The sequence below is a fragment of the Pontibacter anaerobius genome, from assembly GCF_026241195.1.
GTDB lineage: Bacteria > Bacteroidota > Bacteroidia > Cytophagales > Hymenobacteraceae > Pontibacter > Pontibacter anaerobius.
Genome location: NZ_JAPFQO010000003.1, coordinates 211,626 through 237,766, shown reverse-complemented (window position 1 = coordinate 237,766; position 26,141 = coordinate 211,626). Strand labels below are relative to the sequence as shown.

The following is a 26,141-nucleotide window of genomic DNA, read 5'->3' as shown; positions in this document are numbered from 1 at the left end:
ATTTTAGCAATATTTTATCCACACACTTATCTACAGCTGTTGACAAACTAATTTTATTAGCAACATTTTTTCTCCCCAGTTAGCCCCTGAACATGGCTGTATAGCTATTTTATAGCCTTCTGCTGCTACTTATGGCTGCAGAAAGCGTTATATTAGGAGGTTGAAGTGAACCACATCGCCACACGCGTACCTATGCCTTATCTGCACCCTCCATTCAGACCGTTGCCACTGGCATGCCTGCTGTGCATGCTGTTGCTCTGCGTGAATGTGTGCCGGGCCCAGGTGCTGCCGCAAGACACCACGCAGGCGCAGCCCATACAAGACGACTCCGTACGGCAGACCTTTAACGATCGCGTTATCCAGAACCTGAAGCAGATGTCGGAGCGAAAGACCATTATGGGCAAGTTGCTGAAGGCGCTGCTCGACTTCGAGAGGAACTCTGAAGAGGTGTATGGCCTGGATGCCGAGCTGATACGAAAGGAATATGAGCTGCATAATTTCAAAGTGGTCCGCAACATCGACATCCTGAGCCTGGACCCGTTTGGCTACTCCGTGAACGACACCTCCCGCCTGCCCCGTAACTTTTTTGAAAAAGCGGGCAACTCGCTGCATGTTAAAACCGGGCGGGCGGAGGTGCGCAACAAACTTCTCTTCCGGAAAATGGAGCCCCTGGAACCGCTTGCCCTCGTAGAATCGGAGCGTTTGCTGCGCCAGACGCGCCACATCCTGGATGCCCGCATTATCGTGAATGAAGAAACCACCACCAACGACAGCGTGGACGTATTCGTGATCACTCGGGACATTTTTAGCCTGGGCGGCTCCGGCTCTTACTCTCCCTCCTCCGGCAAAGGGCGCATTACACTGCGCGAGCTCAACTTTCTGGGGCAAGGCCACCAACTGGAAGGCACGTATAAATTTAACCTGAACAGGCCCCGCCCTTGGGAGGCGGCCGGATATTATACCGTAGATAACATCGGGAGGACTTACATTTCGGCAGACCTGGCTTATGTGGATGAGAATTACTACAAAGAGAAAAGCCTGTTCCTGCGCCGTGATTTCTTCTCCCTTACCACCAAGTATGCAGGCGCGATAGGAGCCAGCTGGATAGACGAGCGCATCCTGCTGCCCGCCACACCCGAGGACACAGTGGCCCGGTTCGGCAATGTAGGCTACACGCGGCAGGATGCCTGGCTAGGCCGTACCCTAAAGTTTAAAACCTATAACCTGGGCTACGAGCCGCGGGGGCGGGTTATACTTGGCACCCGCGTCATTAACACCAACTACACCACCACCCCCACTGAGAATTTCCAGGACAACATCCTCATGCTGGGCAGTGTGGGCTACAGCATCCGGAAGTATTACAAAGACCGCTTTATTTTCGGTTTCGGCCGCACCGAGGACATCCCCGTGGGCACACTGTTTTCTATAACAGGCGGCTACCAGGACGGGGAAGTATGGGACAGGCGTTATTTTGGCTCCTCCCTCTCGTTTGCCAGGTACGGCACCAATTTCGGTTACCTCTACAGCCGGGTAGGCTACGGCACCTTTATCCGCGACGACCGCTGGGAGCAGGGCGTGCTGGACCTGGAAACGCTGTACATAACGCGGCTAGCCGAGTGGGGCAACTGGAAACTGCGGCACTACCTGCTGGGGCGCGGCACGTTGGGTATTAACCGGAACCCGGAGGAGATGCTCTCCATTAACAACGAAAGCGGCATCCGGGGCTTCCGCTCCGACCTGGTGCGCGGCACCCGAAGGGCATCTTTTAACTACGAGGCTAACCTGTACACGCCGCTCTCGCTGCTGGGCTTCCGCCTAGCCACCTTTATTTATGCCGATGTGGCCTGGCTATCGGTTGGCAACCAGAGCTCCCCTTTTAAAGAGAAACCCTACAGCAGTTACGGCATTGGCTTCAGGCTCCGTAACGAGTTCACGTCCTTCAGCACTATCCAGGTTACCTTGGGATATTACCCGCAGCTGCCGCCCAACAGTAACATGCGCGATTTCAGACTTTACGAATCCTCGGCGCCGTTCTACGATTTCCGCAACTTCCAGTTCGACCGCCCCGGCGTGGCAGAGTTTTACTAATCTCCTGTATCTTTTTTGCGCTGTCACCTGTTTATAGGGGGTGTAAACCCTATAACGACAATAACGCAACTATGAAAAAAGTTAGAGAGAAGAACGAATACGAAGGAAACCCGGTAGGCTTATCGAAGGAAACGGCAACAGCCATGGCAAAAGAGCTGGACCGCCACCTGGCTTCTTTTATTGTATTATACCATCAGTACCACAAGCATCACTGGCTGGTGGAGGGCCCGCAGTTCCGCGACCTGCACCTGTTTTTTGAGGAACATTACAATGAAATACACGAGCAGTACGACGCTATTGCCGAACGCCTGACCGTGATGGGTTACTGCCCTACCTGCCACCCGGCCAACCAACTCAAGATAGCTTACCTGGAGCACGAGGAGGAGGGAGAGTTCCGAATCCGCGAAATGCTGAACAAGGATATGGATGATGAGAAATCCATTGCCGTGGAGCTGCGCAAATCCATCAAAAAAGCTTTTGAAATGGAGGATTTCGCCACTAAATCATTGCTGGAGGGAATCCTGCTGAAGACTGAGGACCGCTGCCACCACATTGAGCACTTCCTGGGTGAGGACGGCCTGTCCATCGGCCTGATTGCTAAGCCAAGTGATATCATGGAAGACGGAGGGGCTGAGGAGTCTAAATCAAAAGGAAAGAAAAAGGCGAAGGCATAAGTTATTCCAGAGCAAGTATCAAGTATAAACCCCGGTAGTGCAGGCTACCGGGGTTTATACTTGATACCCCCTTACTGCGTTGGAGGCCTCTTATCAAGTTGTTGTCTCGCCATCAGCATCAGGATTTGCAGGAATAGTGGATAGACAGGATTTTCCTGCAACACGCTGTTTATTTCTGGCGCGAGTCTCCAAACGATTAACCTCACCCTGCTCCCTCCCGAACAAGTTCTGGATCTACGACTTTGAAGGGACTTATTTACCACACCTTATTCCCCTCCCTGGAGGGGAGTTTTCGGCAGGTGGTTACACCCCTATGGTTCCCTCAAGGGGACAGTGCCGAGTGCGGCGCCTATCGAGAACTGATCCCAGTCCTTGGGTGGGGGTAGGGGCCCTCGAAAAAGAGCGCCTTGTAGATCTCCGGTTTAGCTTTAGCGAAATTGCGACAGCAAAGGAAATGTACACCGCGCGATGCCCTTATCGAGGGCCCCTACCCCTAGGACAAGGCCTCCCGGCCTTGAGGGAGCCAAGTATAAGATGAAACGGTAGGTTCGTAAGACTGAGGATGAACGGTGGCTAGCAAGGATAGCTTTAGCTTGGTCCAGGTTGAAGAAACCAGCGGCTAAAGTATAAAATATGGCTCTACGAGCCAGTTGAGTTACAAACTCAACACCATAAAAGGACACAAGTCTGAGGACTTGCGCCAGAAAACAAAACCAATCTCCATCCCTCAACATATAAATTAACCAGCTCATACTTATACTTTTAGAAAAATATATACTTTACACCTATTAATCTATTGTTACAACTTTTAACCCCGCCTGCTTTTTATTAGATTTGTAGAGGGCGTGCAACCTCTGCACCAAAACACCTCTTAAGTAACACAACCATGGTAGATTTAGGCAATTACAACGAGCTGGAGATAGCGCGTGAAGTGGACTTTGGCGTATACCTGTCCTCAGAAGACGGAGACATTCTGCTGCCGGGCAAGTACCTCCCCGAAGGTGCAAAGGTAGGCGACAAGCTGCGTGTGTTTGTGTACCGCGACTCCGAAGACCGCATGATTGCCACTACCCTGGAGCCCTACGCCACCGTGGGGGAGTTTGCCTGCCTTACCTGCACCGACGAAACGCCTTTCGGCGCTTTCCTGGACTGGGGCCTGGAGAAAGACCTGCTCGTGCCGCTCAACAACCAGAAGAACAAGATGCAGGTGGGCCGCAAGTACTGCGTATACGTATATCTGGATGAAACCTCTGACCGTGTAGTGGCTACCTCTAAACTGGGCAAGTACCTGCACAACGAAGACATCCAGCTGAAAGAGGGCGACGAGGTGGAGCTGCTGGTGGCCGGGCTTACGGATATCGGCATCAAGGTTCTCATCAACAGCGCGTATATGGGTATACTTTACAAGAATGAAGTATTCCAGGACCTACGCATCGGTGACAAAACCACCGGCTATATCAAACTCATCCGCCCCGACAATAAGATCGATGTAACACTGCGCAAGCTCGGCGTAAACCAGAAAGAGGAAAAAGACGAGGCCGCTGACAAGATCATGCGCTCCCTGGAGCAGGGCAGCGGCTGGATGCCCCTTTCCGACAGCAGCTCTCCAGAGGATATTTACCAGACACTGGGCATGAGCAAGAAAACCTTTAAACGCGCCATCGGCGGTTTATACAAAGCTGGCAAGATCACGATTGAGCCAGACAGTATCCGGCTGAGGAAGGACTAACCCGCCCCTCCGCCACCACAGTACACGCTACCCTACTATACCTGACGTCTCACTTTAAAACCTGCTGCGCCCTGTACCGGCGTGGCTCTGACATATGTTTACCAAGCTATTACCTTTCGCGCTGATACTAGGCCTGTGCGCCGGAGGGGCCCAGGCCCGTAGTACAGACAACAACGACACAGAAACAGAAAATAACAAAGCAAGCAAAACCGCCAAGGTGATGCGGACGCAGGTTGCGCCCGTGCTGGACGGCTACCTGGAGCCTGAAGTATGGCAACAGGTAAAACCGGCTTCAAACTTCTACCGCTACGACCCGCTCAACGGCAAACCCTCTTCCCAGCAGACCGAGGTGTACATGCTCTATGATGACGATGCCGTGTACATTGGCGCACTGCTGCACGATACCGCCCCCGACTCCGTGCTGACCCAACTAGGCCAGCGCGACTCCGGTGAGAACAACTCCGATATGTTCGGCGTTTACCTCGACACGTATAACGACCAGCAAAACGCCTTCGCCTTCCTTATTTCAGCGGCCGGGGTTCAAACGGATATCAAGCACTCGCAGGGGCGCGAGGACTGGAACTGGGATGCCGTGTGGGAGAGCAGCGTAAAAACCCATGAAAAAGGCTGGACGGTAGAAATGCGCATCCCGTATGGGGCCATCCGTTTTCCGAAGGCCGAGGTGCAGACCTGGGGCGTAAACTACATGCGTGTCATTCGGCGCAACCGCGAAAAATCGTTCTGGAGCCATGTAGACAACTCTGTTAGTGGCTTGATAAACCAGGCAGGCCGCGTGATCGGCATTGAAGGCGTGAAGTCGCCGGTGCGGCTGCAATTTATGCCCTACGTGTCGGGCTACGTGAACCACTACCCTAACAAAGACAACAGCGAGACAGACGCAAAGGATTTCACCCACTCTGTAAACGGTGGCATGGATGTGAAGTATGGTATCAACGATGCCTTTACCCTAGATGTAACGCTGATCCCTGACTTCGGCCAAACCCAGTCGGATAACCAGGTTCTGAACCTGGGGCCATTTGAAGTGAAGTATAGCGAGAACCGCCAGTTCTTTACCGAAGGCACGGAGCTGTTCAACAAAGCAGGCCTGTTCTACTCCCGCCGCATCGGGGCAAGGCCCGTAGGGTATGGCAGCGTGGAGGATCAGTTGGAGGAAGGTGAAGAGATAACCCGCAACCCTGTGGAGACACAACTGCTGAACGCCGCCAAGGTATCGGGCAGGACGCGCCGCGGCCTTGGTATTGGCCTGTTCAATGCGTTTACCGGCAACACCCACGCCACCGTGCAAGACTCTACCGGTGCCACCCGCGAGGTGCTTACCGACCCGTTTACCAACTACAACGTGTTCGTGCTGGACCAGACGCTGCCGCGCAACTCCTACGTTACCTTTACCAATACCAACGTAACCCGTGCCAACGGCTTTTACGACGCCAACGTAACCGGCCTGCGCATGCGCTTTGCCGATAAGCGCAACATGTTCGCCCTGACCACCGGCGGTAACCTGAGCCAGCTCTATGGCAAGGATGAAGAGAATGGCGTTAAGCTGGGGCACCAGTACTCCGTAAACCTGAGCAAGATAAGCGGCAACCTGCGCTATGGTGTTAACCACAACGTGGAGTCCGACACCTACGACATTAACGACCTGGGCTTCCTGAGCAACAACAACGAGGTAAGGACAAGCGCTAGCATCAGCTATAACTTCTATCAGCCTGTCTGGAAGTTCCTGTCGTGGAGCAACAGCTTTAGCGTGGGCCACAGCATGCTCTATGACCCCAGCAAGTTTATCGCCTTCGATATGAACGCCAGCTCCAGTGTGCGCTTCCGTAACTTTATCAGCCTGTGGATGGGGGTAGGCCTACGCCCCGGTGAGCGGTATGATTACTTTGAGGCACGCACTTTTCCGCAGGTGTTTGTGCAGCCCCCGGCTGTCAGCACCAACATCGGCATCAGCAGCGATTACCGCAGAAGACTGGCCCTGGATGCTACGGCCAATTTCTGGCGCTCCCGCCGCTACGACCAGAACAGCTGGTCGTTCAGCCTGTCGCCGCGCTTCCGCGTAAACGATAAGTTCTCTATCGTGAATGGCAACAGCTACAGCATAGGCAAGCGCAATATCGGCTTTGCCGATAAGTATGAAGATGCCGGACAGAACACCCACATCCTCTTCGGCGACCGCACCCTCACCACCGTCAGCACGACCATCAGCAGCGCCTATATCTTTAACGAGCGATCAGGCCTTACGCTTAACATGCGTCACTATTGGTCCAGGGCCGCTTACAAAGAGTTTTTTGAGCTGACAAAGGAGGGGCTGCTGCAGCCAGCCACAGCGGAGCAGGGCGTTTATACTTCCGGTATCAACAACATCAACTACAACACCTTTACCATGGACCTGGTGTATAGCTGGCGCTTTGCCCCGGGCAGCGAACTGCGTGTTGTCTGGAAGAACTTTATAGAGGATAGAAGCAGCCAGATAGAGAACCGCTACTTCGATAATATGTCTAACACCTTTGCAGTGCCGCAAAACAATAATTTCTCGGTTAAACTGCTATACTTTATAGACTATATAGCGCTAAGGAACGTACTTTCTGCATAAGCCAAAAACCTTATGCAAAAAGTAAGAACAGCCTTGATTGCCGGAGCCAGCGGGCTGGTGGGCGGGCATCTGCTCTCCCTGCTGCTCAAGAGCGATCGCTATAGCCAGGTTATCTCCGTAGGCCGCCACGAACTCCCGGTGATCCATCCCAAACTGGACCAGCAGGTGATAAATTTCGACAAGATGAAAGACTATGCGGCAGACATGGTTGCGGACGATGTATTCTGTTGCCTCGGCACTACCATTAAGAAGGCTGGCTCCAAGGAGAATTTCTATAAAGTAGACTATACCTATGTTGCCCAACTGGCTGAGATCACGGCCCGCAAAGGGGCCATACAGTTTCTGGTAGTATCAGCCATGGGTGCCGATGCCGGCTCTATGATCTTTTACAACAAGGTGAAGGGTGAGATGGAGCGCGATGTGCAACAGCAGCCGTTTAATGCCATCCATATCTTCCGGCCCTCATTGCTTTTGGGAGAGCGCGACGAGAAGCGCACTGGCGAGGATCTGGCCAGCAAAGTAATGAAACCGCTGTGCGGGTTAATGATTGGCCCGCTGGAGAAGTATAAACCCATTGAGGCCATAACCGTGGCCCGCGCCATGCTGGCTGCCGCCAAAGCAGAGAAGCCTGGCAAGCACATCCACCCCTCCGACGACATTGCCCACATGGGCTCCTAACTTTAGCCGCACTGCCTGCGTAAGCTGCTTCTCAGCAAGTATAAAGTACAGGTATGGCCAGCAAACAACTGCAACACATATTTCCGAAGGCAATGCGCTACGACCCCGAGTGGGTGCGCCGGCACTCTATGGGCGAGAACGTTCTTTTTAACCTCGAAAGCCTCACCAAATCGCTGCACCTGAAGCCGGGCATGCGCGTGCTGGACCTGGGCTGCGGCAAGGCCATCAGTTCCATCTTCCTGGCAAAAGAGTTTGGCGTAACCGTGTATGCCGTAGATGAGGCCGTATCAGCCAGCGATAACTACCAGCGCATCTATCGGGAAGGGTGCGAGGAAAAGGTGATTCCGCTCGAGGCTGACGCCCGCGCCCTGCCTTTTGCCCAGGAGTATTTTGACGCCGTGATTGTGGTGGACTCCTATACTTACTTCGGCACCGACGAGAAGTACCTGCCCTACATTGCGCGGTTCATTAAACCCGGCGGCCACATTGCCATCGTGGATGTGTGTTTTACCCAAGAGATAGAGTCGCTGGAGCAGGTGCCAGACTTCCTGCGCCAGGATTACCAGCACTACTGGTACTTTATACATACCACAAAATGGTGGCGCCGGCTCTGGGAGAAAACCGGGCTGGTGCACATAAAGGCCGCCAAAGAGCTGAACGAGGCGGAACTGGTACGGGAACATTACATTAAGGATTTCGAGCAGTCCGGAGAGGATGACCCTTTTGCCAAAGCACTCCAGCTTGACCAACAGCACTTTATATCCTTCTTCAAGTTGATAGGTTGCCGCACCACCAAAACTGCCTACCTGCAGGATTACAAAACTGAGGGCAAAAAATAAATCCTCGCCTGAAAATATAGTGCAACACTCGCAAGAACTTGTAATTTTGCGGTTGCTGTGCCACGTCTGAACGGCCACAGTTACTGCAAATATTCAACTTAACCAAAGCAATGAGATCAATTACAAAACTTACACTTGCGCTGGCATTTGTACTTTTCGCCGCTATTGGTGCACAGGCCCAGAGCGGTTACTCTACAGGTATAGGCCTGAGGGGCGGTGCTGCATCAGGCCTCACCGTAAAGCACTTTATAAAGGGTGATGCGGCTATCGAGGGCATCCTGAGCACCAGCTTTAGGTACAGAGGCACCGTGCTTACAGTACTTTACGAGAAGCACGCACAAGCATTTAACGCCAGCGGCCTGCAGTGGTACTACGGTATCGGTGGCCACATCGGTTTCTGGGAAGGCCGCCACTACTATGACCGCGGCCACGACCATTACTATGACGATGTACTTGGCGTAGGTATCGACGGTGTACTTGGCCTGGAGTACTATATCCGTGACATTCCTTTCACCATCGGTGCCGATATTAAGCCATACATCAACATCCCGCGCGGTGGCGGCTTCTGGGACACAGCCCTGCACGTTCGCTACGTGTTCTAAGAGCTGAATCACCTACTGATTATAAGAAGAGGCCTTGCTAAAGTATAGCGGGGCCTTTTTTCTTGCTACTGCAGCACGTTTACCGAAAGTATACTTGTTTAGTATGATTCTAAATTTCTGCGAAATCCCGCTTTCCCATCAACCATCGCTTTTAAAGGCAAGTATAGCTATAGTATAAACTAAAACTGACAAACCTATGGAAGCAACATGTAACCACTGCACCCACTGGGAGCAGGACCCGAATAAAGTACAGGTACAAAGTAAAGATTTTGGCGTTTGCGATGAACTGACAGGCCAGCATGCCATGGAGCCGTCTTACGTGCTGCCGCTGGTGCACGAGGCATCCAACGACCTGAAGCCTAAGAAATTCGAGATGATAACCGGCGCCCAGTTCGGCTGCAACCACTTCAGCGAGAAAAAGCGATGGGTATAAGCCAGGAATACAAGTATAAAAGCAAAGGCCAAGCTAACTTATAGCTTGGCCTTTGCTTTTATACTTGTATTCCGGAACATGCCTATAGGTCAAGCACAACACGGGTGATGGCCACTCCTCCCAGCGCGCCATAGCCATGTTTCACGTTGTTGTACACATTACTGTATTCTGCAAAAGGATTATCATCATTCCGGCTCTGCGCCTCCCTGGTCTTCTGGAACAGGTACTCATCTCTGTTGAGCTGCTGCACCTGCACTTCCAGGTGCTTGACCGGCACCTGTTCTCCCGTTTGGCTATACCCTACCCCGTATAGCACAACATCTGCTGCGAAGTTGATCTTACCGGAGGGATACAGTTCGTCTGTAAAAATTCTGTTGAGGGCTGCTTTCTCCGAGCTTGACATATCAATCCCATTGCCATCATCAACAGTATAAGCTGTGTAGCCTGTCTGATGGTAGGCACTATCAAGGCCATACACCACTACTTTGTAGTAATTCTCCTTTCCTACCTCGTCCAGAATAGTTAGCTGCAGGTTACCTTCGATCATGTCCATGTAGTACTCGTTTGAAGGGGCTCTTCTGGTAAAGAGCGCATTGGAAACAGAGGCAGCGGCAGGTAAGGTAGTGGTCGCCTCAATACCCTCAAAACCCGGGGCATCTACACGCATGGTATAAGCATGGCCGCTAACAGGCACGAAGCCTTGTGTTGGGTTGTAGATACCCCAGTTCGTGCGATACATTCCGGTATCAACGCCTGCATGCTCATAAAGCTCCACCTGTTGTCCGCCAGCATCAAAAAGCCTGACCGTGGCATTGGCTACTGCATCGAGTTCATTGTTGTCCAGTACTCCCTGGCTTCTTCCTATAAAAACCCTGTCCTCATCATAAAAACCAGCGGCAGCCTCCCCCGAGTCGTCAAGGGTAAAGCGCATGGTGAGTTTAGGCGTGTGCGGCGGAATATCTACTTCCTGCACCATCTCGCAGCCCAGCAACAACAGGCACAGCAGGCCACACAAGGCGGTATAATTGAGTTTATACTTTGCCATAATTAAAACTTAAAACTTTTGGTGAAGGAAGGAATGATCGGGAACAGTGCCACCTGCCGGTAAGTGCTCTCGTCGCTGTCGCGGCCGCGGCCATAGTACATGTAGAAAGGGTTTTGGCGGCTGTAGGCATTGTAAAGGCTAACAGTGTTCACTACCTGCCCCCAACTCTTTTCCTTTGTTTTGCTGAAGGCCAGATCCAGGCGGTGATAAGCCCGCATGCGGTAGCTGTTTCGGGAGCCGTAGTTTTCAATCACGTTATACTCGCCCGCCAGGTACCGTGACTCCGATAACGTTACCGAATTGCCCGTACCGTATACCCAGGTAGAGGAGAAGTTCCACCCTCTGTTCAGTTTATGGAAGAGCACCGCAGAAATATCGTGTCGGCGATCGTAGCGGTATGGGAACCTTGCACCGTAGTTGAGCTCGGCAAACAGCCGGTTAGACCATGATAACGTGTAGCCTACCCAGCCACTCGTGTTGCCGACTTTCTTCTGCAAAAAGATCTCTGCTCCATACGCCCAGCCTTTGCCAGCGGTCACTTTGTTCTCCCAGTTGTTGCTGATGGTAGTAGTGAAGTTAGAACCTTCTTTATACTCGATAATACCCTTCATGGTCTTGTAGTAACCTTCCACGCTTACCTCGTACTGCCCATCCAGAATTGTTTGCGCTGCGCCGATTGCTATCTGGCTGGCCCGCTGCGGCTCCACTACTTTGGTGGCCGGCACCCACAGGTCGGTTGGCAGGCCAATGCCACTGTTGGTGAGCAGGTGAATGAACTGGCTCGTTTTGGCGTAGGAGGCCTTTAGCGCCAGTCTGTCGTTTAGCAGGTAGCGCGCCGCCACCCGAGGCTCCAGCGAAGTATAAGCCTCGCCATCTACCAAAAAACCGGTAAGGCGGGCACCTACGTTCACCTTCAGCTTATCTGAGAGCCGCACATCGTCTTCCACATAAATTGCAGCCTCATTGCCTACCGTTCTGGAACCCTGCTCCAACTCATTTCTAACCTGTCCGTCGTCCACATCCTTCATGTGCAGAGCCCCTGGTCGGAATTGGTGCGTAACAGCTTGCGCCCCGAAGCGCACATAATGGTTTGGGTTGGGGAGGTAGTCAAGGTCTCCCTTTACACTATAGTCGCGGATATTGGACAGGTAAAGCAGGTTATACTTGCTCTTGCTTGAGCCGCCGGGCCAGCTCCTCTCCGACTCATTCTGCATCCCGATGTCGAACTGGTAACGGCTATAGGTAGCCGTGGTATTCAGGAACAGGCGATTACTCAGGATGCGGTTCCAGCGCAGGCTGAGCGTGTTATTGCCCCAGTCCAGGCTGGACTTATCTTTGCTGTAGTAGCTGTCGTTGCTGTTGCTAAGGTCTGACACATAGCGTGAATGGAACCTGTCGAGGCCGGTATAGAAGCTCAGGTACAGTCGGTCTTTTGAGGTGAGGTTATAGTTGAGCTTTGCGTTAAGATCGTGGAAAAAATAGCCCACCACGCCTTCGTCTTTTTTCATGAAAGGGCGCGCCAGCACATCCACATAGGTGCGGCGGGCAGAAACGATAAACGAGGCTGTATCCTTCTTGATGGGTCCCTCCAGTGTCAGCTTAGAAGCAATCAGACCAACAGATCCCTCTCCCCTGAATTTATTCATGTTGCCCTCTTTCATGCTGATGTCGAGCACCGAGGATAGCCTGCCGCCGTAGCGTGCCGGGAAGCCGCCCTTCACCAACTCAATATGGTTAAGCGCATCGGCATTGAAAACGGAGAAAAAGCCAAACAGGTGCGTGGCATTGTACACCGGCGCCCCATCCAGCAGGATCAGGTTCTGGTCCGGTCCGCCGCCGCGCACATACAGGCCGCTGGCTCCCTCCGTACCCGACTGCACCCCTGGCAGCAGCTGCAGCGTTTTGATCACATCCACCTCACCGAGCAGGGCCGGCACTGCCTTCAGCTGCTCTATCGGCACCGAGATGGTGCTCATGCGTGTGGTTTCCTCTATCTTCTCCTGCTGCGAGGCTACCACCTCTACCGTCTCCAGGCTGTTGTTAGGCCCAAGGGCAAAAGTATGAACTACATCCTGCGCCAGCTGCAGTAGAAGAGTTTTCCGCTCATAGCCAACGTAGGAGGTAACCAGTGCCACCGAATCGTTGGCGAGAAGGGACAGGCTATAAAAGCCGTAGCTGTTGGTGGAGGTACCTTTGCCGGTGCGGAGGTCATACACGGCCGCGCCGATCAGGTTTTCGCCGGTAGCGGCATCGCGCACGTAGCCGCTGATGGTATGGCGCTGTTGCGCAAAGGCCGCAGTAGCAAAGCCCAGGATAAAGAGGCAGAGCAGCACCAGCCGGAGCCTGTGCCTGCCAGGGTAAGCTTGTTTCATATAGTAGAATTTTGGTGAGTAATGTGCTTCTACTTATGAAGATAAGGTTTACCCAGGTATAGTTGCAATAAAGTATAAATATATTTTAATAAACCTAGGTAAAAAAAGGGCTACCATACTTGGCAGCCCTTCCTCATATAATTTTGCAACCCCTAAAAGGCGATATGCAGCAGCGCATCACCCTGGTTTACCACGGGCATGTTGTTAAGCCCTACCACGTAGCCTGTTGCCGGGGAGTTAAGGCGTACCTCCATCTCACCGTAAGGGTCGGTAATACTTCCGATGTGCTGGTTCTTTTTAACATACTCCCCAATATTGATAAATGTGCGCCAGAGCCCCGCATTTTTGGCCCGAAGCCACATATCCTTCATGCAAACCACGGTTGGCTCCGTAGCTTCTGTATAGTTGGCCATCATCCCCAGGTGGTGCAGTACACGACAGGTGCCGTCAATGCCCAGCTTTATACCTTTTTCATCAAACCGCAGGCTCTCCCCGGTTTCGTAAACAAGTATAGGCTTGCCCAATTTACCAGCTTCTTTGCGTAGGGAGCCCTGCCGGTAAGGTGCGTTCATCACAAACGGAGGCGCAAAAGCCCTGGCTAACTCCTCGTTCTTGTGCTCGCTCAGCACACACCGGATCTGCGGGTAGTTAGAGCGGCTGCCTCCCCCGGTGTGGAAATCCAGTCCGTAATCTACGTAAGGCATTACCTCTTTCATAAAGCGGTGCGCCACGCGGCTGGCCAGCGACCCGTCGCGGTTCCCCGGAAAACTGCGGTTTACGTCTTTGCCATCAGGCACCTGCCTGGAGAAGTTCAGGAAGCCATAGATGTTCAGCACCGGCACGGCGATGATGGTTCCTTTAAGCGGATACAGCATTTTGCGCGTGAGCATGCGCCGGATAATCTCGGTGCCGTTCACCTCGTCGCCGTGCATGCCGGCCATCAGCAGTACTACCGGCCCATCGTGCACCGAGCGGAAAACATAAACAGGAATTTCTATCACGGTGCCGCTGGGCAGTTTACTGATTACCAGCTTTGTAAGCACCTTCTCACCACGGTCTATACTTCTACCGTTGATAACAATTGTTTCGGGCATGCTATTCCTTCACCTGCTTCTTCGGGCGCTTTTTGGTTAGCCCTTCCACGTACTCTATTACTTTACCGGCAATATCTTTCTGGGTAGCCTTCTCAATCCCTTCCAGACCGGGCGAGGAGTTCACCTCCAGTATCAGCGGCCCGCGCTTCGACTGCAACATATCCACCCCGGCCACCCCAAGGCCAAGGGATTTAGCGGCCAACAGGGCGGCGGCTTTCTCCTGCCGGCTCAGCTTGATAAGTGCTGCTTTTCCCCCACGGTGCAGGTTGGAGCGGAACTCGCCCTCCTTGCCCTGGCGCTTCATGGCACCCACTACCTCGCCGTTCACCACAAAGGCACGGATGTCGGCACCGCCCGCCTCGGCAATAAACTCCTGCACAATGATGCGCGCCTTCAGGTTATGGAAAGCCTCGATCACCGACTCTGCGGCTTTGCGCGTCTCGGCCAGCACCACGCCAAGGCCCTGCGTACCCTCCAGCAGCTTGATCACCAGCGGTGCGCCACCTACCTCTTTCACCAGCTCCGACGTCTCTTTGGAGTAGTTGGTGAAGGCCGTTTTGGGCATACCCAGCCCGGCACGGCTCAGGATCTGCAGCGAGCGCAGCTTATCGCGGGAGCGCACAATGGCTTGCGAATCTACAGCGCTTTTCACTTTCATCATCTCGAATTGGCGCACCACGGCCGTGCCGTAAAAAGTAACCGAGGCCCCGATACGCGGAATGATGGCGTCAATGTCCGTCAGCCGCTCGCCTTTGTACAGGATGTGCGGGTCGCCCTGCTCAATCACGAGGTCACAGCGCAGGTGATCGAGAACGACGGCCTCGTGCCCCCGCTGTTCAGCTGCCTCTACCAAACGCCTGGTAGAGTATAGCTTTGGGTTGCGGGAGAGAATAGCAATTTTCATAAATGCTCTTTATTTCTGTTTATGTTTGATCTTATACTTGTGTGCCAGGTTCTTTTTGGCTACATCCACTACAAAACGGCCCTGTAGCAGCTTTCTGCCGATCAGTACCGGGTATTTCATATCGCTGCGGTCGGAGAGCGAGAACTCGGCCTCTATCTCTTCCTCAAAAAGCTTGATCTTCGTACGGATCACGAAACGCTCCTGCTTCTCCCCTATCGAGCTCTTGATCTCGCGCAGGTCGTACTCCGTAAACTCCAGTTTTTTGTGGTTGTATTGCGGGTGCGACGGGTCCAGCAGGTCCAAAGCGATGACTTTAGTGCCGTCCGGGCGCACCTCCTCATGTATATCGGAGCAGTGGATGGCAGAGGTGTAGGCGCCGGTGTCTACCTTGGCCTCAATCTCCTCAATATCAAGCTCCGGGAAAGAGACGAGCTCACGCCGCCCGATCAGCTTTTTTTCCGGCTTGGGTTTATTGTTTTTTTCCTCTTTCATCAGCGGCTAAAGATAGGGCGATAATCAGGAATTACGCACTACCCTTCATGAAATTAAACAAAGTATAATCTGCAGCTTTTGGTTCACGACTGTGCCTGATTTATACATTATACTTTATCCCTTCTAGCGCAAGTATTTATACTTGTGTCTTACAATGATGTTGAGCTTGTAAATCAACTGGCTCGGAGAGCCATACTTATACTTTTGCTTTACTTTTATACTTGCCATTCCCGCTGTTCCGGACATCCCTGTCCGGAACCTGTCTGCCGCGGATTTCCTAATCCGCATACTTATACTTGCAAGTTTACACTTTCATAGCCGCTGCTTTCTATAACTTACACAAGCTATCCTTTATAGCTTCGGTCCATCCTCAGCCTTACAGCCCTATCGTTTCATTTCTAGCTTTGGCTCCCTCCAGCCCGGGAGGGCTCGTCTTCCTGCATCGCGCTGTGTTCCCTCCTGCGCCAGGGCGCTGCCGCTCTCGCGGCACCGGATCTCACAAGGCGCTCAACGGAAAGACTGGGAACAGATTTGATAGCCACTGCCTTTGCTATGGAACAAGTATAATCCCCCTCCTCGGAGGGGCTGGGGTGGGTGCACACCTTCAGCAGGACTCTGTCCATATTACCTACCCAGCGTATGTGATGCGGTAAATGGCGTTGTTCTTGTCGTCAGACACCAGCAGTGAGCCATCTTCCATTACCAGCACATCCACTGGGCGGCCCCAGTCTTTCTCGCCTTCCAGCCAACCTTCCGCAAAGGGCTTATAGCCGGTAATGTTGCCGCTGCCATCAGTCGTGGCCTGCATCACGCGGTAACCTATTTTCTGAGAGCGGTTCCAGGAGCCATGCTCGGCAATGAAAATCTGGTTTTTATACTTATCCGGAAACATGCTGCCCGTATAAAACTTCATGCCAAGCGTGCCCCCGTGTGGGTTCAGATTCTGCACCGGCGCCACAAAATCATCGCAGTTGCCCTGGTTGCCAAACTCTGGATCGGAGATGGTGCCCGCGTGGCAGTAAGGGTAACCAAAATGCTGGCCTTTCTCGGCAGCACGGTTCAACTCATCCGGTGGTATGTTGTCGCCCATCATGTCGCGGCCGTTGTCGGTAAAGTATAGGTTCTTGGTTTCAGGGTGCCAGTCGAAGCCCACTGTGTTACGTACGCCCTCTGCGTAGATCTCCAGCCCTGTACCATCCGGGTTCATGCGGGTAATGCTGGCGTAGATCGGTTTTTCGGACTTACAGATATTGCAGGGTGCGCCCACCGGCACGTAGAGCTTATCATCCGGGCCAAAGGCAATATACTTCCAGCCATGATGCGTGTCACTCGGAAACTTATCGTTCACCACCTCAAACTTGGGTTTGTTGCGGAAATTCTGCTCGATGTTCGGGTACTTCAGCACACGGCTGATCTCGGCTACGTACAGGTCACCGTTCCGGATGGCCACCCCGTTCGGAGAGTTCAAACCTGAGGCTACTTCCACCACTTCATCGGCTTTGCCATCCTTGTTCTCATCCACTATGGCAAAAACCTTATCGTTGCTGCGCGTGCCTACAAATAAAATTCCTGACTCGCTCATCGCCATCGAGCGGGCGTTCTCCACATCCCTGGCGTAGTAGTCTATCCGGAAGCCCTGGGGCAGCTTAATGCGCTTCAGATCTTCATCAATCGGGCCAGAGGGTAGGTTCAGGCCATTTTCCTCATTGGTGGCTTGCTGTGTTTCGGTGGGTCCTGTTTTGGCGATCTCGGAGTTTGTGTTGTCAGAGGTGCAGCCCCAGCTTACGGAACTGAGGATAAAGCCCAGGCAAAGCAGGCGTAGTGTTTTTTTCATATGGCGTTTTGGTTTTAAAGGAGGACTTGGAGAGTTGTAAGTAGTTAACCCCCACAAGCCGACAGCTAATAAGATACGTATACTATTGTAGAGGCACAATGTTTGGGAAGGAGGCGCAGCAGGCACGATGGCGAAGTATAAAATAATTTTACCGGTGTTGATCATGGCGTTAGCCACGGCCACTGCCGCCTTAGCGCAAGACCCCGACTCGCTGGCGCTGCAACGGCAAGCGTACAACCAAACAGCAGGGGCTGAGAGCATGGAGGCCCTGGCACTACTGCTGCACCAGGCACTGCAAACCAACAATTTAGAACTTTTGCGCCAGCACCTGGCCGACAAGCAGGTTTATGATAAAATGATGCAGCTCGGCAACGTTTCATCGGTTAGAAAAGCTATTTTCGGCGACGCTTCCGCTACCCAGAACGCGATCATCATTCCAGTACAGCTGCACCTGAGTTCTGATACTGGCTTGCCATTTCAGGTGCATTTTAACGCCGCGCGCCTTGATGGCCGCTACTATTTCCTGCCGCCACTGCGCCTTGCAGAAGAATATTAACTGTAGGCACTCAGGGCAACAGCCATCAGCAAGTATAAATCAGTCTGGATCTGTGGTGCGCATGGTGTGCAGCAGCTCTGCCACCTCCTGCAATAAATGAGAGTGCCCGGCTTTAAGTATCACCAGTTCTCCGTTGTCCAGGGCATCTACAAACACCGCCACCCGCCTTGGCGAAATGATCTCATCAAACTCGCCCAGAAACATGGTAACCGGCACCTCATACTTGTTCAGCAGCTGCACGATCTTACGGATGTCAAAATTAAGGTCGCGGAAGCCGATCCAGCTGCGGTACACACGCAGGCGCTTGGGAGTGCTATCCATCTGGTAATGCGCAAAGCGGAGCAGGCTTTTGTGCACCAGGTTATACCTGTGCAGCATCCGGAGAAACTTGAAGAAAAACTCAGGCTTTAAAACAGTACGCTTAAACAACTGCTGCAGCCAGCCGGGATAAGTGGCTATATTGTACCAAAAGCTGGTTTTGATACCATCCGGAGCGATAAGGAAGAGCTCCAGGATGCTCTGCGGCATACACTCCACCAGCGTGAGCGCAAACTTGCCCCCCATGCTAAAGCCCATCAGCGAGAACTCTTTTATCCCCTGCTTCTCCAGAAAGCGCTCTATAAAATCGCTTAGAAACTCTTTGGTGAGCGGCATGTTGTGCTTGTGCAGATTGCTGTGCCCATGAAAGAACAGGTCGAAGGCGTAAATGGTGTAATCCCCGCCCAGCGCTTTCTCCATTGGTTGGTAGTAACTGCTGCTCTGCCCATACCCATGGAAGGCCAGCATCACACGCCGCCCATGCCCGATCACGCGGTAATGCAGCTTCGATTTATCTTGTATTAGAAATGGCACCTTGCGATATAAAGTTTAGGTGTTTAGTATTTCAGGGTTAGGGGGTTACAAGTATAGACTTCACTCTGAAATTCCCTAATCCTTTAACTTATTACAGTTTCGACACCCCGCCGGATACAATGAACTTCATCACTTCAGAGCTTGGAAGGTCGAGATAGGTAACGTTGCGCCTGGGCACCAGGAACAATTCACCGGAGAAGTTATAGGAGTGCGGAAAGTATACTGCCACCTTGTCCTCTACATTGAGCTGCAGCAGCATTTCCTGCGTCACGAAACCCAGCTTGTAGTTTTCGCCATCCTCTGCCATTTTCACCATCACCGGCTTGTTAAACTTCTGGTTATCGCCTACAAAGGCATCAAACAGGTCTTTTATACTAGAGTAGATGATGCTGACCAGCGGTACCTTGTGCACCAGCCGCTCCATCACTACAAAAAAAGGCTTTACAAAAAACGAGGACCCGATAAACCCTACCACCGTCAGTAGCACCACCATCAGCAGTATACCCAGGCCGGGTATACCTAAATCGAAAAGACTATCCAGCCAGTCTATAATGCCGACCACAATAAACACAGTGATGGCGATAGGGGCGATAATAAGGAGGCCGTTTAAAAAGTAGCGGAAAAGGGTCTTCATGTTGTTGTGTGCATAAAAAAGGCTTTGCCGAAGCAAAGCCCAAATTAGCAAAAAGCTTTTATAGTATATTGCTAATATTTATACCTGCTCTGTTTCGAAGGCGGTTATACTTGCTGCCACTTGCTCCATCAGCCACATTGGCGTGGAGGTAGCGCCGCAAATTCCCACACTTTCAGCGCTGGCAAACCACTCTTTCTGCAGTTCCTCTTCGCTTTCTACAAAGTAGCTATTCGGGTTATGCTGCTTACATACGCTATAGAGTGCTTTTCCGTTGGAGCTTTTCTTGCCGCTCACAAACACAATCACATCGTGCTCGGTAGAGAACCTGGCCAGCTGCGGCTCACGGTTCGATACCTGGCGGCAAATGCTGTCGTTGGCATCAAACTCCGGCACAGCGGTACTGTCCTGGTTGGCCTGCTGCAGGCGCTCCTCTATCAGGGCTTTAATGTGATAAAAGCCCTTGGTGCTCTTGGTTGTCTGGCTGAAAAGGGTAACAGGGCGGGTAAAGTCAATCTTCTCCAGGTCTTCCTCCGTGGTCACGATAATGGCCTCATCGCGGGTCTGGCCGGCCAGGCCGATCACCTCTGCGTGGCCCACCTGCCCGTAAATCACCACCTGCGCATTGCCGGGCTTGCCGGCATCGAAGGCGTGCTTTACACGGTTCTGCAGCTTGAGCACCACCGGGCAGGAGGCATCAATCAGTTCTATGTTATTCTCCAGCGCCAGCTTATAGGTTTCCGGCGGCTCGCCATGGGCCCGTATCAGCACTTTGCAGTCGCGCAGCTCCTGCAGCTGGTCGCGGTCTATAATCCGAAGGCCTTTTTGGTAAAGGCGCTTCACCTCCATACTGTTATGCACGATGTCGCCGAGGCAGTACAACTCCTCGCAAGTTTCCATCTCATCCTCGGCCATCTGTATGGCGAACTCTACGCCAAAGCAGTAGCCGGAATTCTTGTCTATGGTTACGTTCATCTTTTTAGCTTCAGTTCTGTTGGGCTGCAGCATATTCGTTTTTCAGCAGCTGAGCCGTTACACGTTCTATCACAAACTCTACCTGCTCATCTATGGTCATGTGCGATGTATCCAGCAGGTGTGCATCCTCGGCCTGGCGCAGCGGGCTTTCAGCGCGGGTAGAGTCTATCAGGTCGCGCTTCAGCAGGTTCTCCCTAATCTCGTCATAGTTCACCAGTTGCTTCTTCGCCAGCAGCTCATCCTGGCGGCGCTTGGTGCGCGTCTCCACATCGGCGGTCATAAAGATCTTCACCTCCGCATCCGGAAAAACAGCCGTGCCAATGTCGCGCCCGTCCATCACCACACCCCGCTTGCGGCCCATCTTCTGCTGCTGGGCCACCATGGCGTGGCGTACCTCTGGTATAACGCTCACCTCGCTTACCATGTTGGAGATATACATCTTACGTATCTCATCTTCAACATTCAGGCCATTCAGGTATATTTCGTTGCGTTTGGTCTTGGGATTATAATGAAACTCTATTTCGATGTTATGAAGCGCTTCCTTTATCTCCTTTGGATTGGTGAAAGAGACGTGGTGGTCCAGAAAGTATAATGTAACCGCACGGTACATAGCACCGGTATCAATATAGGCATAGCCAAGTTCGGCGGCTACAAGTTTGGCCGTGGTGCTTTTACCGCATGAGGAGTACCCGTCGAGCGCGATTACGATTTTCTTCATAACAGGGGAATCAAAAAGGAGGTTTAATTAGAGTCGCAGGGGCAGGGCAAGTTGCCGCTCTTGCTTTTTTTCAGGTATTTAGCCGTCTTTTTCTGTTGGGGTGTTTTGCCGGAGCAGCCTGCCAGCGTACCGGTGGCCAGAAAGCCCGCTAAAACGATATATGAAATTAACTTCTTCAAAGCGACTGAATTTAATGCAAATATAAGGTAATTTGCCGTTTAAAGCCCACCCAAAAAGGGCAATTTTAGTTATAACATTTACAACCATGCAAACCGATCATACTGTCTCCGGACACATCATAGATATTCCTAACAAAGAGGTTTACCAAGGCACGGTTCATGTGTCAAACGGCCGCATTTCCAAAATAGTTCGTGAGGCCACCGACAGCAGCCACTACATTCTGCCGGGTTTTGTGGATGCCCACGTGCACGTGGAAAGCTCTATGCTGGTGCCCTGCGAGTTCGCCCGGCTGGCGGTGCCGCACGGTACGGTAGCCACTGTTTCGGACCCACATGAGATTGGGAATGTACTGGGGATAAAAGGCGTGGAGTACATGGTGGAGAACGGGAAAAAAGTACCATTTAAGTTTTATTTCGGCGCGCCATCCTGTGTTCCGGCCACGCCTTTCGAGACCGCCGGCGCAGAGATAACGGCTGCCGACATCGAGAAATTATTTCAGCGGCAGGAGATAAAGTATCTGGCCGAGATGATGAACTGGCCCGGCGTACTGAACCGCGACCCGGACGTGATGGAGAAGATCGCGTTGGCCAAAAAGTATGCCAAGGCCGTGGACGGACACGCGCCCGGACTGATGGGAGAGCAGGCTGCCAAATACGCCGCCGCCGGCATCACCACCGACCACGAGTGCTTTACCGCCGAGGAGGCACTGGACAAACTGGCCGTGGGTATGAAGATTCTGATACGCGAGGGCAGCGCCGCCAAGAATTTTGAGGCGCTGATCCCGCTGCTGCCAAAGCATTACCGCAACATCATGTTCTGCTCCGACGATAAGCACCCCGACAACCTAGTGGAAGGCCACATCAACCTGCTGGTGAAGCGCGCGCTGGCCAAGGGAAACGACCTGTTCCATGTGCTGCAGGCGGCCTGTGTTAACCCCGTGGAGCATTATAAGCTGGAGGTAGGTTTGCTGCGCGAAGGCGACGCAGCCGATTTTATACTTGTAGACAACCTGGAGAGCTTTAACGTGCTGGCCACTTACATCAATGGCGAGCTGGTGGCGGAGAACGGAACGTCTAACATACAGTTTACACCCAGCGAGGAGATCAACAACTTTGAAACAGACGTAAAGGTGGCGCAGCAGTTTGAGGTACCCGTGGGCGATGCGGACAAGATCCGGGTGATCGAGGCCTTCGACGGGCAGTTGATAACGAAGCAAGTATGGGCAACCCCGCGTGTGGAGAACGGCTTTATACTTTCGGATGTGGCGCAGGATGTGCTCAAGATCACGGTGGTGAACCGCTACCAGAACACGATCCCGGCTGTGGCCTTTATCAAAAACGTGGGGCTGAAGCAAGGCGCCATCGCCTCATCGGTAGGCCACGACTCACACAACATTATTGCCGTCGGCGTGGACGACGAAAGTATAGCCAGGGCCGTGAACCTGATCATCGGGGCAAAGGGCGGTGTGGCTGCCGTGGGCATGGGCCGGGAGGAACTGCTGCCGCTGCCGGTGGCCGGCATCATGTCGGCCCAGGATGGCTACAAAGTGGCGGAGGCCTACGCGGCCATCGATAGTATGAGCAAGGAGATGGGCAGCTCGCTGGAGTCTCCGTTCATGACGCTATCCTTTATGGCGCTGCTTGTTATCCCCTCGCTCAAGCTCAGCGACCAGGGCCTGTTTAACGGCGACACGTTTAAGTTCGTGCCGGTGGCGGAGAAAGTGAAGAGTTAGAGAGATCAAAAGTATACTTCTGTCAATATAAAAAAGAGCGGGGCGCCACCATTACAGTAGCGCCCCGCTCTTTTTATCCTTTACACTTTGTCAGGCTTCTTTTTTGTTCTCCTGAAAGTGCTTATTCAAAATGGTTTTCACCTTTTCAGTGGTCAGGGGCTTGATGATATACTCTGCGTTATACTTCTTGGAATTGGCTGTATCCTGGGGGTGCGTGGAGGTGGTGAGCACAACCATCACAATGTGTTTTCTGAACTGAGGGCTCAGGCGCTCGTACAGGTCCAGCATCTCAAAACCATCCATCACCGGCATGTTAATGTCCAGGAAGATCAGCTCCGGCTGAAAATACTCGTTACTTTCATTCTCATAGTTGTTGTTGCTAACGTTGTACAGGTAATCAAACGCCTGTTTGCCATTAACAAAAGTACGGATATGGTCAGTAACTTCCATCCTGTCGAGCAAGCGCTGGTTCAGGAAGTTAGTGGTGTCATCGTCATCAATAAGTAGAATTCCTGACAGTTTTCTCATAGAATTAAAGTCACTCGAAAGCGCAGGGGCTTTATTTTATGCTGTGGCCTTATTACAAATGTACACAAACTTAAAATAATCTCTGAAAAAGATCGCTCTATTTACCAGAAACCTTTAAGCTTCATCTTCTGCTACTTAGCGCCATAACCAAACAGCAAAACAGCAGTCCTGCGTCAGATTATTGCAGAAACACCGGTATACACCGCTAAAGCAGTTAAATTATACTTAAAAAGGCGCTTGATGTTACTACCTTAAAGCAAAAGCCCGGCATTTTTTCCGGGCTTCTGTGTATTTTTCAGGCAGTGTTATTTTAGTCGATGTAGCCTTGCTGGCGCATCCACTCGTCGTTATAGATTTTGCCCAGGTAGCGGGTTCCGTGGTCCGGCAGCAATATCACGATCATATCATTTTCGGTCAGGTTGTTTTCGCGCGCATATTCCAATGCGCCGTATACAGCCGTTCCGCTGGACCAACCAACAAACAGCCCCTCTTCTCTGGCCAGCCTGCGTGTCATCACGGCACCATCCTTGTCGGTTACCTTTACAAACTGGTCTATCACGTCGAAGTTCACGTTCTTTGGCAGAATATCTTCGCCTATGCCCTCTGTGGCGTAGGAGTAAATCTCGTTCTCGTCGAACTCACCTGTCTCTTTGTATTTCTTGAATACCGAGCCATAGGTATCGATACCAATCGTTTTGATAGCAGGGTTTTGCTCTTTCAGGTAAGTAGAGATACCCGTAACTGTGCCGCCTGTGCCCACACCCGTGATAAAGTGCGTGATTTTCCCCTCAGTCTGCTGCCAGATCTCAGGTCCGGTGCTCTCATAGTGCGCTTTCCAATTAGAAAGGTTATCGTACTGGTTCGGGTAAAATGAGTTTGGGATTTCCTTGTTTAGGCGCTTAGCCACTGAGTAGTAAGAGTCTGGGTGCTCAGGAGCTACATTTGTAGGGCAAACAATTACCTCTGCTCCCACTGCACGCAGTATATCCATCTTCTCCTTGCTCTGCTTATCGGCCAGGGTAAAAATACACTTATAGCCTTTTGCAATGGCAGCTAGGGCCAGGCCCATGCCCGTATTGCCCGACGTGCCCTCAATGATGGTTCCGCCCGGCTTCAGGATACCGGCTTTCTCTGCGTCCTCTATCATTTTAATGGCCATGCGGTCTTTAACCGAGTTGCCCGGGTTCATATACTCCACCTTGGCCAGCACGGTGGCTTTGATTCCTTCGGTTACCTTGTTTAGTTTTACAAGCGGGGTGTTACCGATTGCCTCGGTAATATGGTTCAGATACGCCATCTGTTGTGTTTTTTTGAATTTGAGTACAAATGTAAAGAAAATAAGCCACATCGTTGCCCCTGCACGTACATTGGCAGGTATAACCGGCGCCACAGCCAGTAAAAAAGCCTGGTCTTGCGGCCCCACTCATAACCCTGCCGAAGGGCCTGAGGTTCCGGCAGAATGGCTATATTAGCGGCAATTATTTTTTGCACAGGCCACAAAAAAGCCTATTTTTGCACAACCTTATACTAGTACCGTCTATACACAACCTAAATAAGATACACATGAGTGTTTTAGTAAATAAAGATTCAAAAGTGATCGTGCAGGGCTTCACAGGCTCGGAAGGTTCTTTCCACGCGTCACAGATGATTGAGTACGGCACAAACGTAGTTGGTGGTGTTACTCCGGGCAAAGGTGGCCACAACCACCTGGACCTGCCGGTTTTCAACACAGTGGAAGACGCTGTAAAGAGAACAGGAGCCGATGTTTCTATCATCTTCGTTCCACCGGCTTTTGCCGCTGATGCCATTATGGAAGCAGCAGCCGCCGGCATTAAAGTTATCGTGTGCATCACGGAGGGTATTCCTGTGAAAGACATGGTAGCCGCTAAAAACTACCTGAAAGGCAAAGACGTGACCCTGATCGGCCCTAACTGCCCAGGTGTTATCACGCCAGGCGAGGCGAAAGTTGGTATCATGCCAGGTTTCGTGTTCAAGCCAGGTCGTATCGGTATCGTTTCCAAGTCTGGTACCTTAACGTATGAGGCTGCTGACCAGATCGTGAAGGCTGGCCTGGGTATCTCTACGGCTATCGGTATCGGCGGTGACCCGATCATCGGAACACCTACCAAAGATGCTGTTGAATTGCTGATGAACGACCCTGAGACAGACGCAATCGTGATGATCGGTGAGATCGGTGGTAACTACGAGGCCATGGCTTCCAAGTACATCAGCGAGACTGGCAACAAAAAGCCAGTAGTTGGTTTCATCGCTGGCCAGACAGCTCCTGCCGGTCGCCGTATGGGCCACGCAGGTGCTATTGTGGGTGGTGCTGAGGATACAGCTGCCGCTAAAATGAAGATCATGCGCGAGAACGGCATCCACGTAGTGGAGTCTCCTGCAGAAATCGGCGACGCGATGGTAAAAGCCCTTCAGGAGGCTGGCATCAAAGCGTAACCATACTTCGCAAAGTATAAAAAGAGGCTGCTCCGCAAAGAGCAGCCTCTTTTGTTTTGAAAGCTTGCAGCGATTAAAGGTATGAGAGTGGTTTGGGGTAAACCATATTTTATACTTGTG

Annotated in this window: 24 protein-coding genes and 1 pseudogene; 11 read left to right on the top strand and 14 right to left on the bottom strand. The window is 52.2% G+C overall.

All coding sequences use genetic code 11. The features are described from left to right. The first annotated feature begins 165 nt into the window (after positions 1-165). The 8 genes from OO017_RS06590 to OO017_RS06555 all read left to right on the top strand — a co-directional run bounded on the left by OO017_RS06590 (position 166) and on the right by OO017_RS06555 (position 9,654). On the top strand, positions 166-2,088 hold the full coding sequence (locus OO017_RS06590) for a BamA/TamA family outer membrane protein (RefSeq protein ID WP_266051669.1): 1,923 nt from the start codon (positions 166-168) through the stop codon (positions 2,086-2,088). A 71-nt stretch (positions 2,089-2,159) separates the two neighbouring features. Continuing rightward, positions 2,160-2,762, top strand: coding sequence for a Dps family protein (locus OO017_RS06585; protein WP_266051668.1), 603 nt, complete (start codon positions 2,160-2,162; stop codon positions 2,760-2,762). An 886-nt stretch (positions 2,763-3,648) separates the two neighbouring features. After that, positions 3,649-4,491: a CvfB family protein gene (locus OO017_RS06580; RefSeq protein ID WP_266051667.1), complete on the top strand. Its 843-nt coding sequence runs from the start codon at positions 3,649-3,651 to the stop codon at positions 4,489-4,491. Between the two features lie 94 nt (positions 4,492-4,585). Further along, positions 4,586-7,102 carry a DUF5916 domain-containing protein gene (locus tag OO017_RS06575; RefSeq protein ID WP_266051666.1) on the top strand — a complete coding sequence of 839 codons (2,517 nt, stop codon included), beginning with the start codon at positions 4,586-4,588 and terminating at the stop codon, positions 7,100-7,102. 12 nt (positions 7,103-7,114) lie between these two features. Next, positions 7,115-7,780: an oxidoreductase gene (locus OO017_RS06570; RefSeq protein WP_266051665.1), complete on the top strand. Its 666-nt coding sequence runs from the start codon at positions 7,115-7,117 to the stop codon at positions 7,778-7,780. Positions 7,781-7,833: 53 nt separating this feature from the next. Continuing rightward, positions 7,834-8,619 (top strand): SAM-dependent methyltransferase, encoded by a 786-nt coding sequence (locus OO017_RS06565; protein WP_266051664.1) that lies wholly within the window; start codon positions 7,834-7,836, stop codon positions 8,617-8,619. Positions 8,620-8,729: 110 nt separating this feature from the next. Next, positions 8,730-9,221 carry a hypothetical protein gene (locus OO017_RS06560; protein WP_266051663.1) on the top strand — a complete coding sequence of 164 codons (492 nt, stop codon included), beginning with the start codon at positions 8,730-8,732 and terminating at the stop codon, positions 9,219-9,221. Between the two features lie 196 nt (positions 9,222-9,417). Next, entirely contained in the window at positions 9,418-9,654 is a 237-nt protein-coding gene (locus OO017_RS06555; protein ID WP_266051662.1) for a hypothetical protein, read from the top strand. 82 nt (positions 9,655-9,736) lie between these two features. Here the strand turns inward: OO017_RS06555 and OO017_RS06550 are convergent, their stop codons facing one another. From OO017_RS06550 to OO017_RS06520, 7 genes are all read right to left on the bottom strand, one after another. Continuing rightward, positions 9,737-10,699: a DUF4249 family protein gene (locus tag OO017_RS06550; RefSeq protein WP_266051661.1), complete on the bottom strand. Its 963-nt coding sequence runs from the start codon at positions 10,697-10,699 to the stop codon at positions 9,737-9,739. 2 nt (positions 10,700-10,701) lie between these two features. Further along, the gene (locus OO017_RS06545) at positions 10,702-13,071 is read right to left on the bottom strand and encodes a TonB-dependent receptor (RefSeq protein WP_266051660.1); all 2,370 of its coding nucleotides are present in this window, start codon (positions 13,069-13,071) and stop codon (positions 10,702-10,704) included. A gap of 152 nt (positions 13,072-13,223) precedes the next feature. Then, positions 13,224-14,165 carry a succinylglutamate desuccinylase/aspartoacylase family protein gene (locus OO017_RS06540; protein ID WP_266051659.1) on the bottom strand — a complete coding sequence of 314 codons (942 nt, stop codon included), beginning with the start codon at positions 14,163-14,165 and terminating at the stop codon, positions 13,224-13,226. Between the two features lies 1 nt (position 14,166). Then, positions 14,167-15,069, bottom strand: coding sequence for a 30S ribosomal protein S6--L-glutamate ligase (gene rimK, locus OO017_RS06535; protein WP_266051658.1), 903 nt, complete (start codon positions 15,067-15,069; stop codon positions 14,167-14,169). A 9-nt stretch (positions 15,070-15,078) separates the two neighbouring features. Further along, entirely contained in the window at positions 15,079-15,561 is a 483-nt protein-coding gene (locus tag OO017_RS06530; protein ID WP_266051657.1) for an ATP-dependent zinc protease family protein, read from the bottom strand. A gap of 123 nt (positions 15,562-15,684) precedes the next feature. Then, a complete protein-coding gene (locus OO017_RS06525; protein WP_266051656.1) occupies positions 15,685-15,849 on the bottom strand; it encodes a hypothetical protein in 165 nt (54 codons plus the stop codon). A gap of 340 nt (positions 15,850-16,189) precedes the next feature. After that, on the bottom strand, positions 16,190-17,395 hold the full coding sequence (locus OO017_RS06520; protein WP_266051655.1) for a PQQ-dependent sugar dehydrogenase: 1,206 nt from the start codon (positions 17,393-17,395) through the stop codon (positions 16,190-16,192). A 163-nt stretch (positions 17,396-17,558) separates the two neighbouring features. Between OO017_RS06520 and OO017_RS06515 the strand changes: the two genes are divergently transcribed. Then, entirely contained in the window at positions 17,559-17,951 is a 393-nt protein-coding gene (locus OO017_RS06515) for a hypothetical protein (RefSeq protein WP_266051654.1), read from the top strand. Positions 17,952-17,990: 39 nt separating this feature from the next. Here OO017_RS06515 and OO017_RS06510 read toward each other — a convergent pair whose 3' ends face one another. The 5 genes from OO017_RS06510 to OO017_RS06490 form a co-directional block, all read right to left on the bottom strand. After that, positions 17,991-18,803: an alpha/beta fold hydrolase gene (locus OO017_RS06510; RefSeq protein ID WP_266051653.1), complete on the bottom strand. Its 813-nt coding sequence runs from the start codon at positions 18,801-18,803 to the stop codon at positions 17,991-17,993. Between the two features lie 91 nt (positions 18,804-18,894). Beyond that, on the bottom strand, positions 18,895-19,437 hold the full coding sequence (locus OO017_RS06505) for a DUF502 domain-containing protein (RefSeq protein WP_266051652.1): 543 nt from the start codon (positions 19,435-19,437) through the stop codon (positions 18,895-18,897). A 78-nt stretch (positions 19,438-19,515) separates the two neighbouring features. After that, complete coding sequence (locus OO017_RS06500) at positions 19,516-20,409, bottom strand: 4-hydroxy-3-methylbut-2-enyl diphosphate reductase (protein WP_266051651.1); 894 nt, start codon at positions 20,407-20,409, stop codon at positions 19,516-19,518. A gap of 10 nt (positions 20,410-20,419) precedes the next feature. Further along, a complete protein-coding gene (gene cmk / locus OO017_RS06495) occupies positions 20,420-21,127 on the bottom strand; it encodes a (d)CMP kinase (RefSeq protein ID WP_266051650.1) in 708 nt (235 codons plus the stop codon). A 23-nt stretch (positions 21,128-21,150) separates the two neighbouring features. Beyond that, positions 21,151-21,306, bottom strand: a complete 156-nt coding sequence (locus tag OO017_RS06490; protein ID WP_266051649.1) for a hypothetical protein — start codon at positions 21,304-21,306, stop codon at positions 21,151-21,153. Between the two features lie 86 nt (positions 21,307-21,392). Here OO017_RS06490 and ade point away from each other — a divergent pair, with 86 nt between their 5' ends. Next, positions 21,393-23,039 carry an adenine deaminase gene (gene ade, locus OO017_RS06485; protein ID WP_266051648.1) on the top strand — a complete coding sequence of 549 codons (1,647 nt, stop codon included), beginning with the start codon at positions 21,393-21,395 and terminating at the stop codon, positions 23,037-23,039. 90 nt (positions 23,040-23,129) lie between these two features. Here ade and OO017_RS06480 read toward each other — a convergent pair whose 3' ends face one another. Next, complete coding sequence (locus OO017_RS06480; RefSeq protein ID WP_266051647.1) at positions 23,130-23,567, bottom strand: response regulator; 438 nt, start codon at positions 23,565-23,567, stop codon at positions 23,130-23,132. Positions 23,568-23,880: 313 nt separating this feature from the next. Continuing rightward, positions 23,881-24,864, bottom strand: a pseudogene (locus OO017_RS06475) (PLP-dependent cysteine synthase family protein); the annotation flags it as partial. A 266-nt stretch (positions 24,865-25,130) separates the two neighbouring features. On the opposite strand from OO017_RS06475, the gene sucD reads away from it, so the two are divergent. After that, positions 25,131-26,021, top strand: coding sequence for a succinate--CoA ligase subunit alpha (gene sucD, locus OO017_RS06470; protein WP_266051646.1), 891 nt, complete (start codon positions 25,131-25,133; stop codon positions 26,019-26,021). Positions 26,022-26,141 lie beyond the last annotated feature (120 nt).

What these genes read in the sequence shown, in the direction of transcription:
- OO017_RS06560 (WP_266051663.1), top strand. Translation starts at nt 8,730, where the DNA reads ATGAGATCAATTACAAAACTTACACTTGCGCTGGCATTTGTACTTTTC.
- OO017_RS06580 (WP_266051667.1), top strand. Translation starts at nt 3,649, where the DNA reads ATGGTAGATTTAGGCAATTACAACGAGCTGGAGATAGCGCGTGAAGTG.
- OO017_RS06570 (WP_266051665.1), top strand. Translation starts at nt 7,115, where the DNA reads ATGCAAAAAGTAAGAACAGCCTTGATTGCCGGAGCCAGCGGGCTGGTG.
- cmk (WP_266051650.1), bottom strand. Translation starts at nt 21,127, where the DNA reads ATGAAGAAAATCGTAATCGCGCTCGACGGGTACTCCTCATGCGGTAAA.
- OO017_RS06530 (WP_266051657.1), bottom strand. Translation starts at nt 15,561, where the DNA reads ATGAAAGAGGAAAAAAACAATAAACCCAAGCCGGAAAAAAAGCTGATC.
- rimK (WP_266051658.1), bottom strand. Translation starts at nt 15,069, where the DNA reads ATGAAAATTGCTATTCTCTCCCGCAACCCAAAGCTATACTCTACCAGG.
- ade (WP_266051648.1), top strand. Translation starts at nt 21,393, where the DNA reads ATGCAAACCGATCATACTGTCTCCGGACACATCATAGATATTCCTAAC.
- OO017_RS06575 (WP_266051666.1), top strand. Translation starts at nt 4,586, where the DNA reads ATGTTTACCAAGCTATTACCTTTCGCGCTGATACTAGGCCTGTGCGCC.
- OO017_RS06555 (WP_266051662.1), top strand. Translation starts at nt 9,418, where the DNA reads ATGGAAGCAACATGTAACCACTGCACCCACTGGGAGCAGGACCCGAAT.
- OO017_RS06545 (WP_266051660.1), bottom strand. Translation starts at nt 13,071, where the DNA reads ATGAAACAAGCTTACCCTGGCAGGCACAGGCTCCGGCTGGTGCTGCTC.
- sucD (WP_266051646.1), top strand. Translation starts at nt 25,131, where the DNA reads ATGAGTGTTTTAGTAAATAAAGATTCAAAAGTGATCGTGCAGGGCTTC.
- OO017_RS06525 (WP_266051656.1), bottom strand. Translation starts at nt 15,849, where the DNA reads ATGCGGATTAGGAAATCCGCGGCAGACAGGTTCCGGACAGGGATGTCC.
- OO017_RS06565 (WP_266051664.1), top strand. Translation starts at nt 7,834, where the DNA reads ATGGCCAGCAAACAACTGCAACACATATTTCCGAAGGCAATGCGCTAC.
- OO017_RS06505 (WP_266051652.1), bottom strand. Translation starts at nt 19,437, where the DNA reads ATGAAGACCCTTTTCCGCTACTTTTTAAACGGCCTCCTTATTATCGCC.
- OO017_RS06585 (WP_266051668.1), top strand. Translation starts at nt 2,160, where the DNA reads ATGAAAAAAGTTAGAGAGAAGAACGAATACGAAGGAAACCCGGTAGGC.
- OO017_RS06480 (WP_266051647.1), bottom strand. Translation starts at nt 23,567, where the DNA reads ATGAGAAAACTGTCAGGAATTCTACTTATTGATGACGATGACACCACT.
- OO017_RS06540 (WP_266051659.1), bottom strand. Translation starts at nt 14,165, where the DNA reads ATGCCCGAAACAATTGTTATCAACGGTAGAAGTATAGACCGTGGTGAG.
- OO017_RS06515 (WP_266051654.1), top strand. Translation starts at nt 17,559, where the DNA reads ATGGCGTTAGCCACGGCCACTGCCGCCTTAGCGCAAGACCCCGACTCG.
- OO017_RS06520 (WP_266051655.1), bottom strand. Translation starts at nt 17,395, where the DNA reads ATGAAAAAAACACTACGCCTGCTTTGCCTGGGCTTTATCCTCAGTTCC.
- OO017_RS06550 (WP_266051661.1), bottom strand. Translation starts at nt 10,699, where the DNA reads ATGGCAAAGTATAAACTCAATTATACCGCCTTGTGTGGCCTGCTGTGC.
- OO017_RS06500 (WP_266051651.1), bottom strand. Translation starts at nt 20,409, where the DNA reads ATGAACGTAACCATAGACAAGAATTCCGGCTACTGCTTTGGCGTAGAG.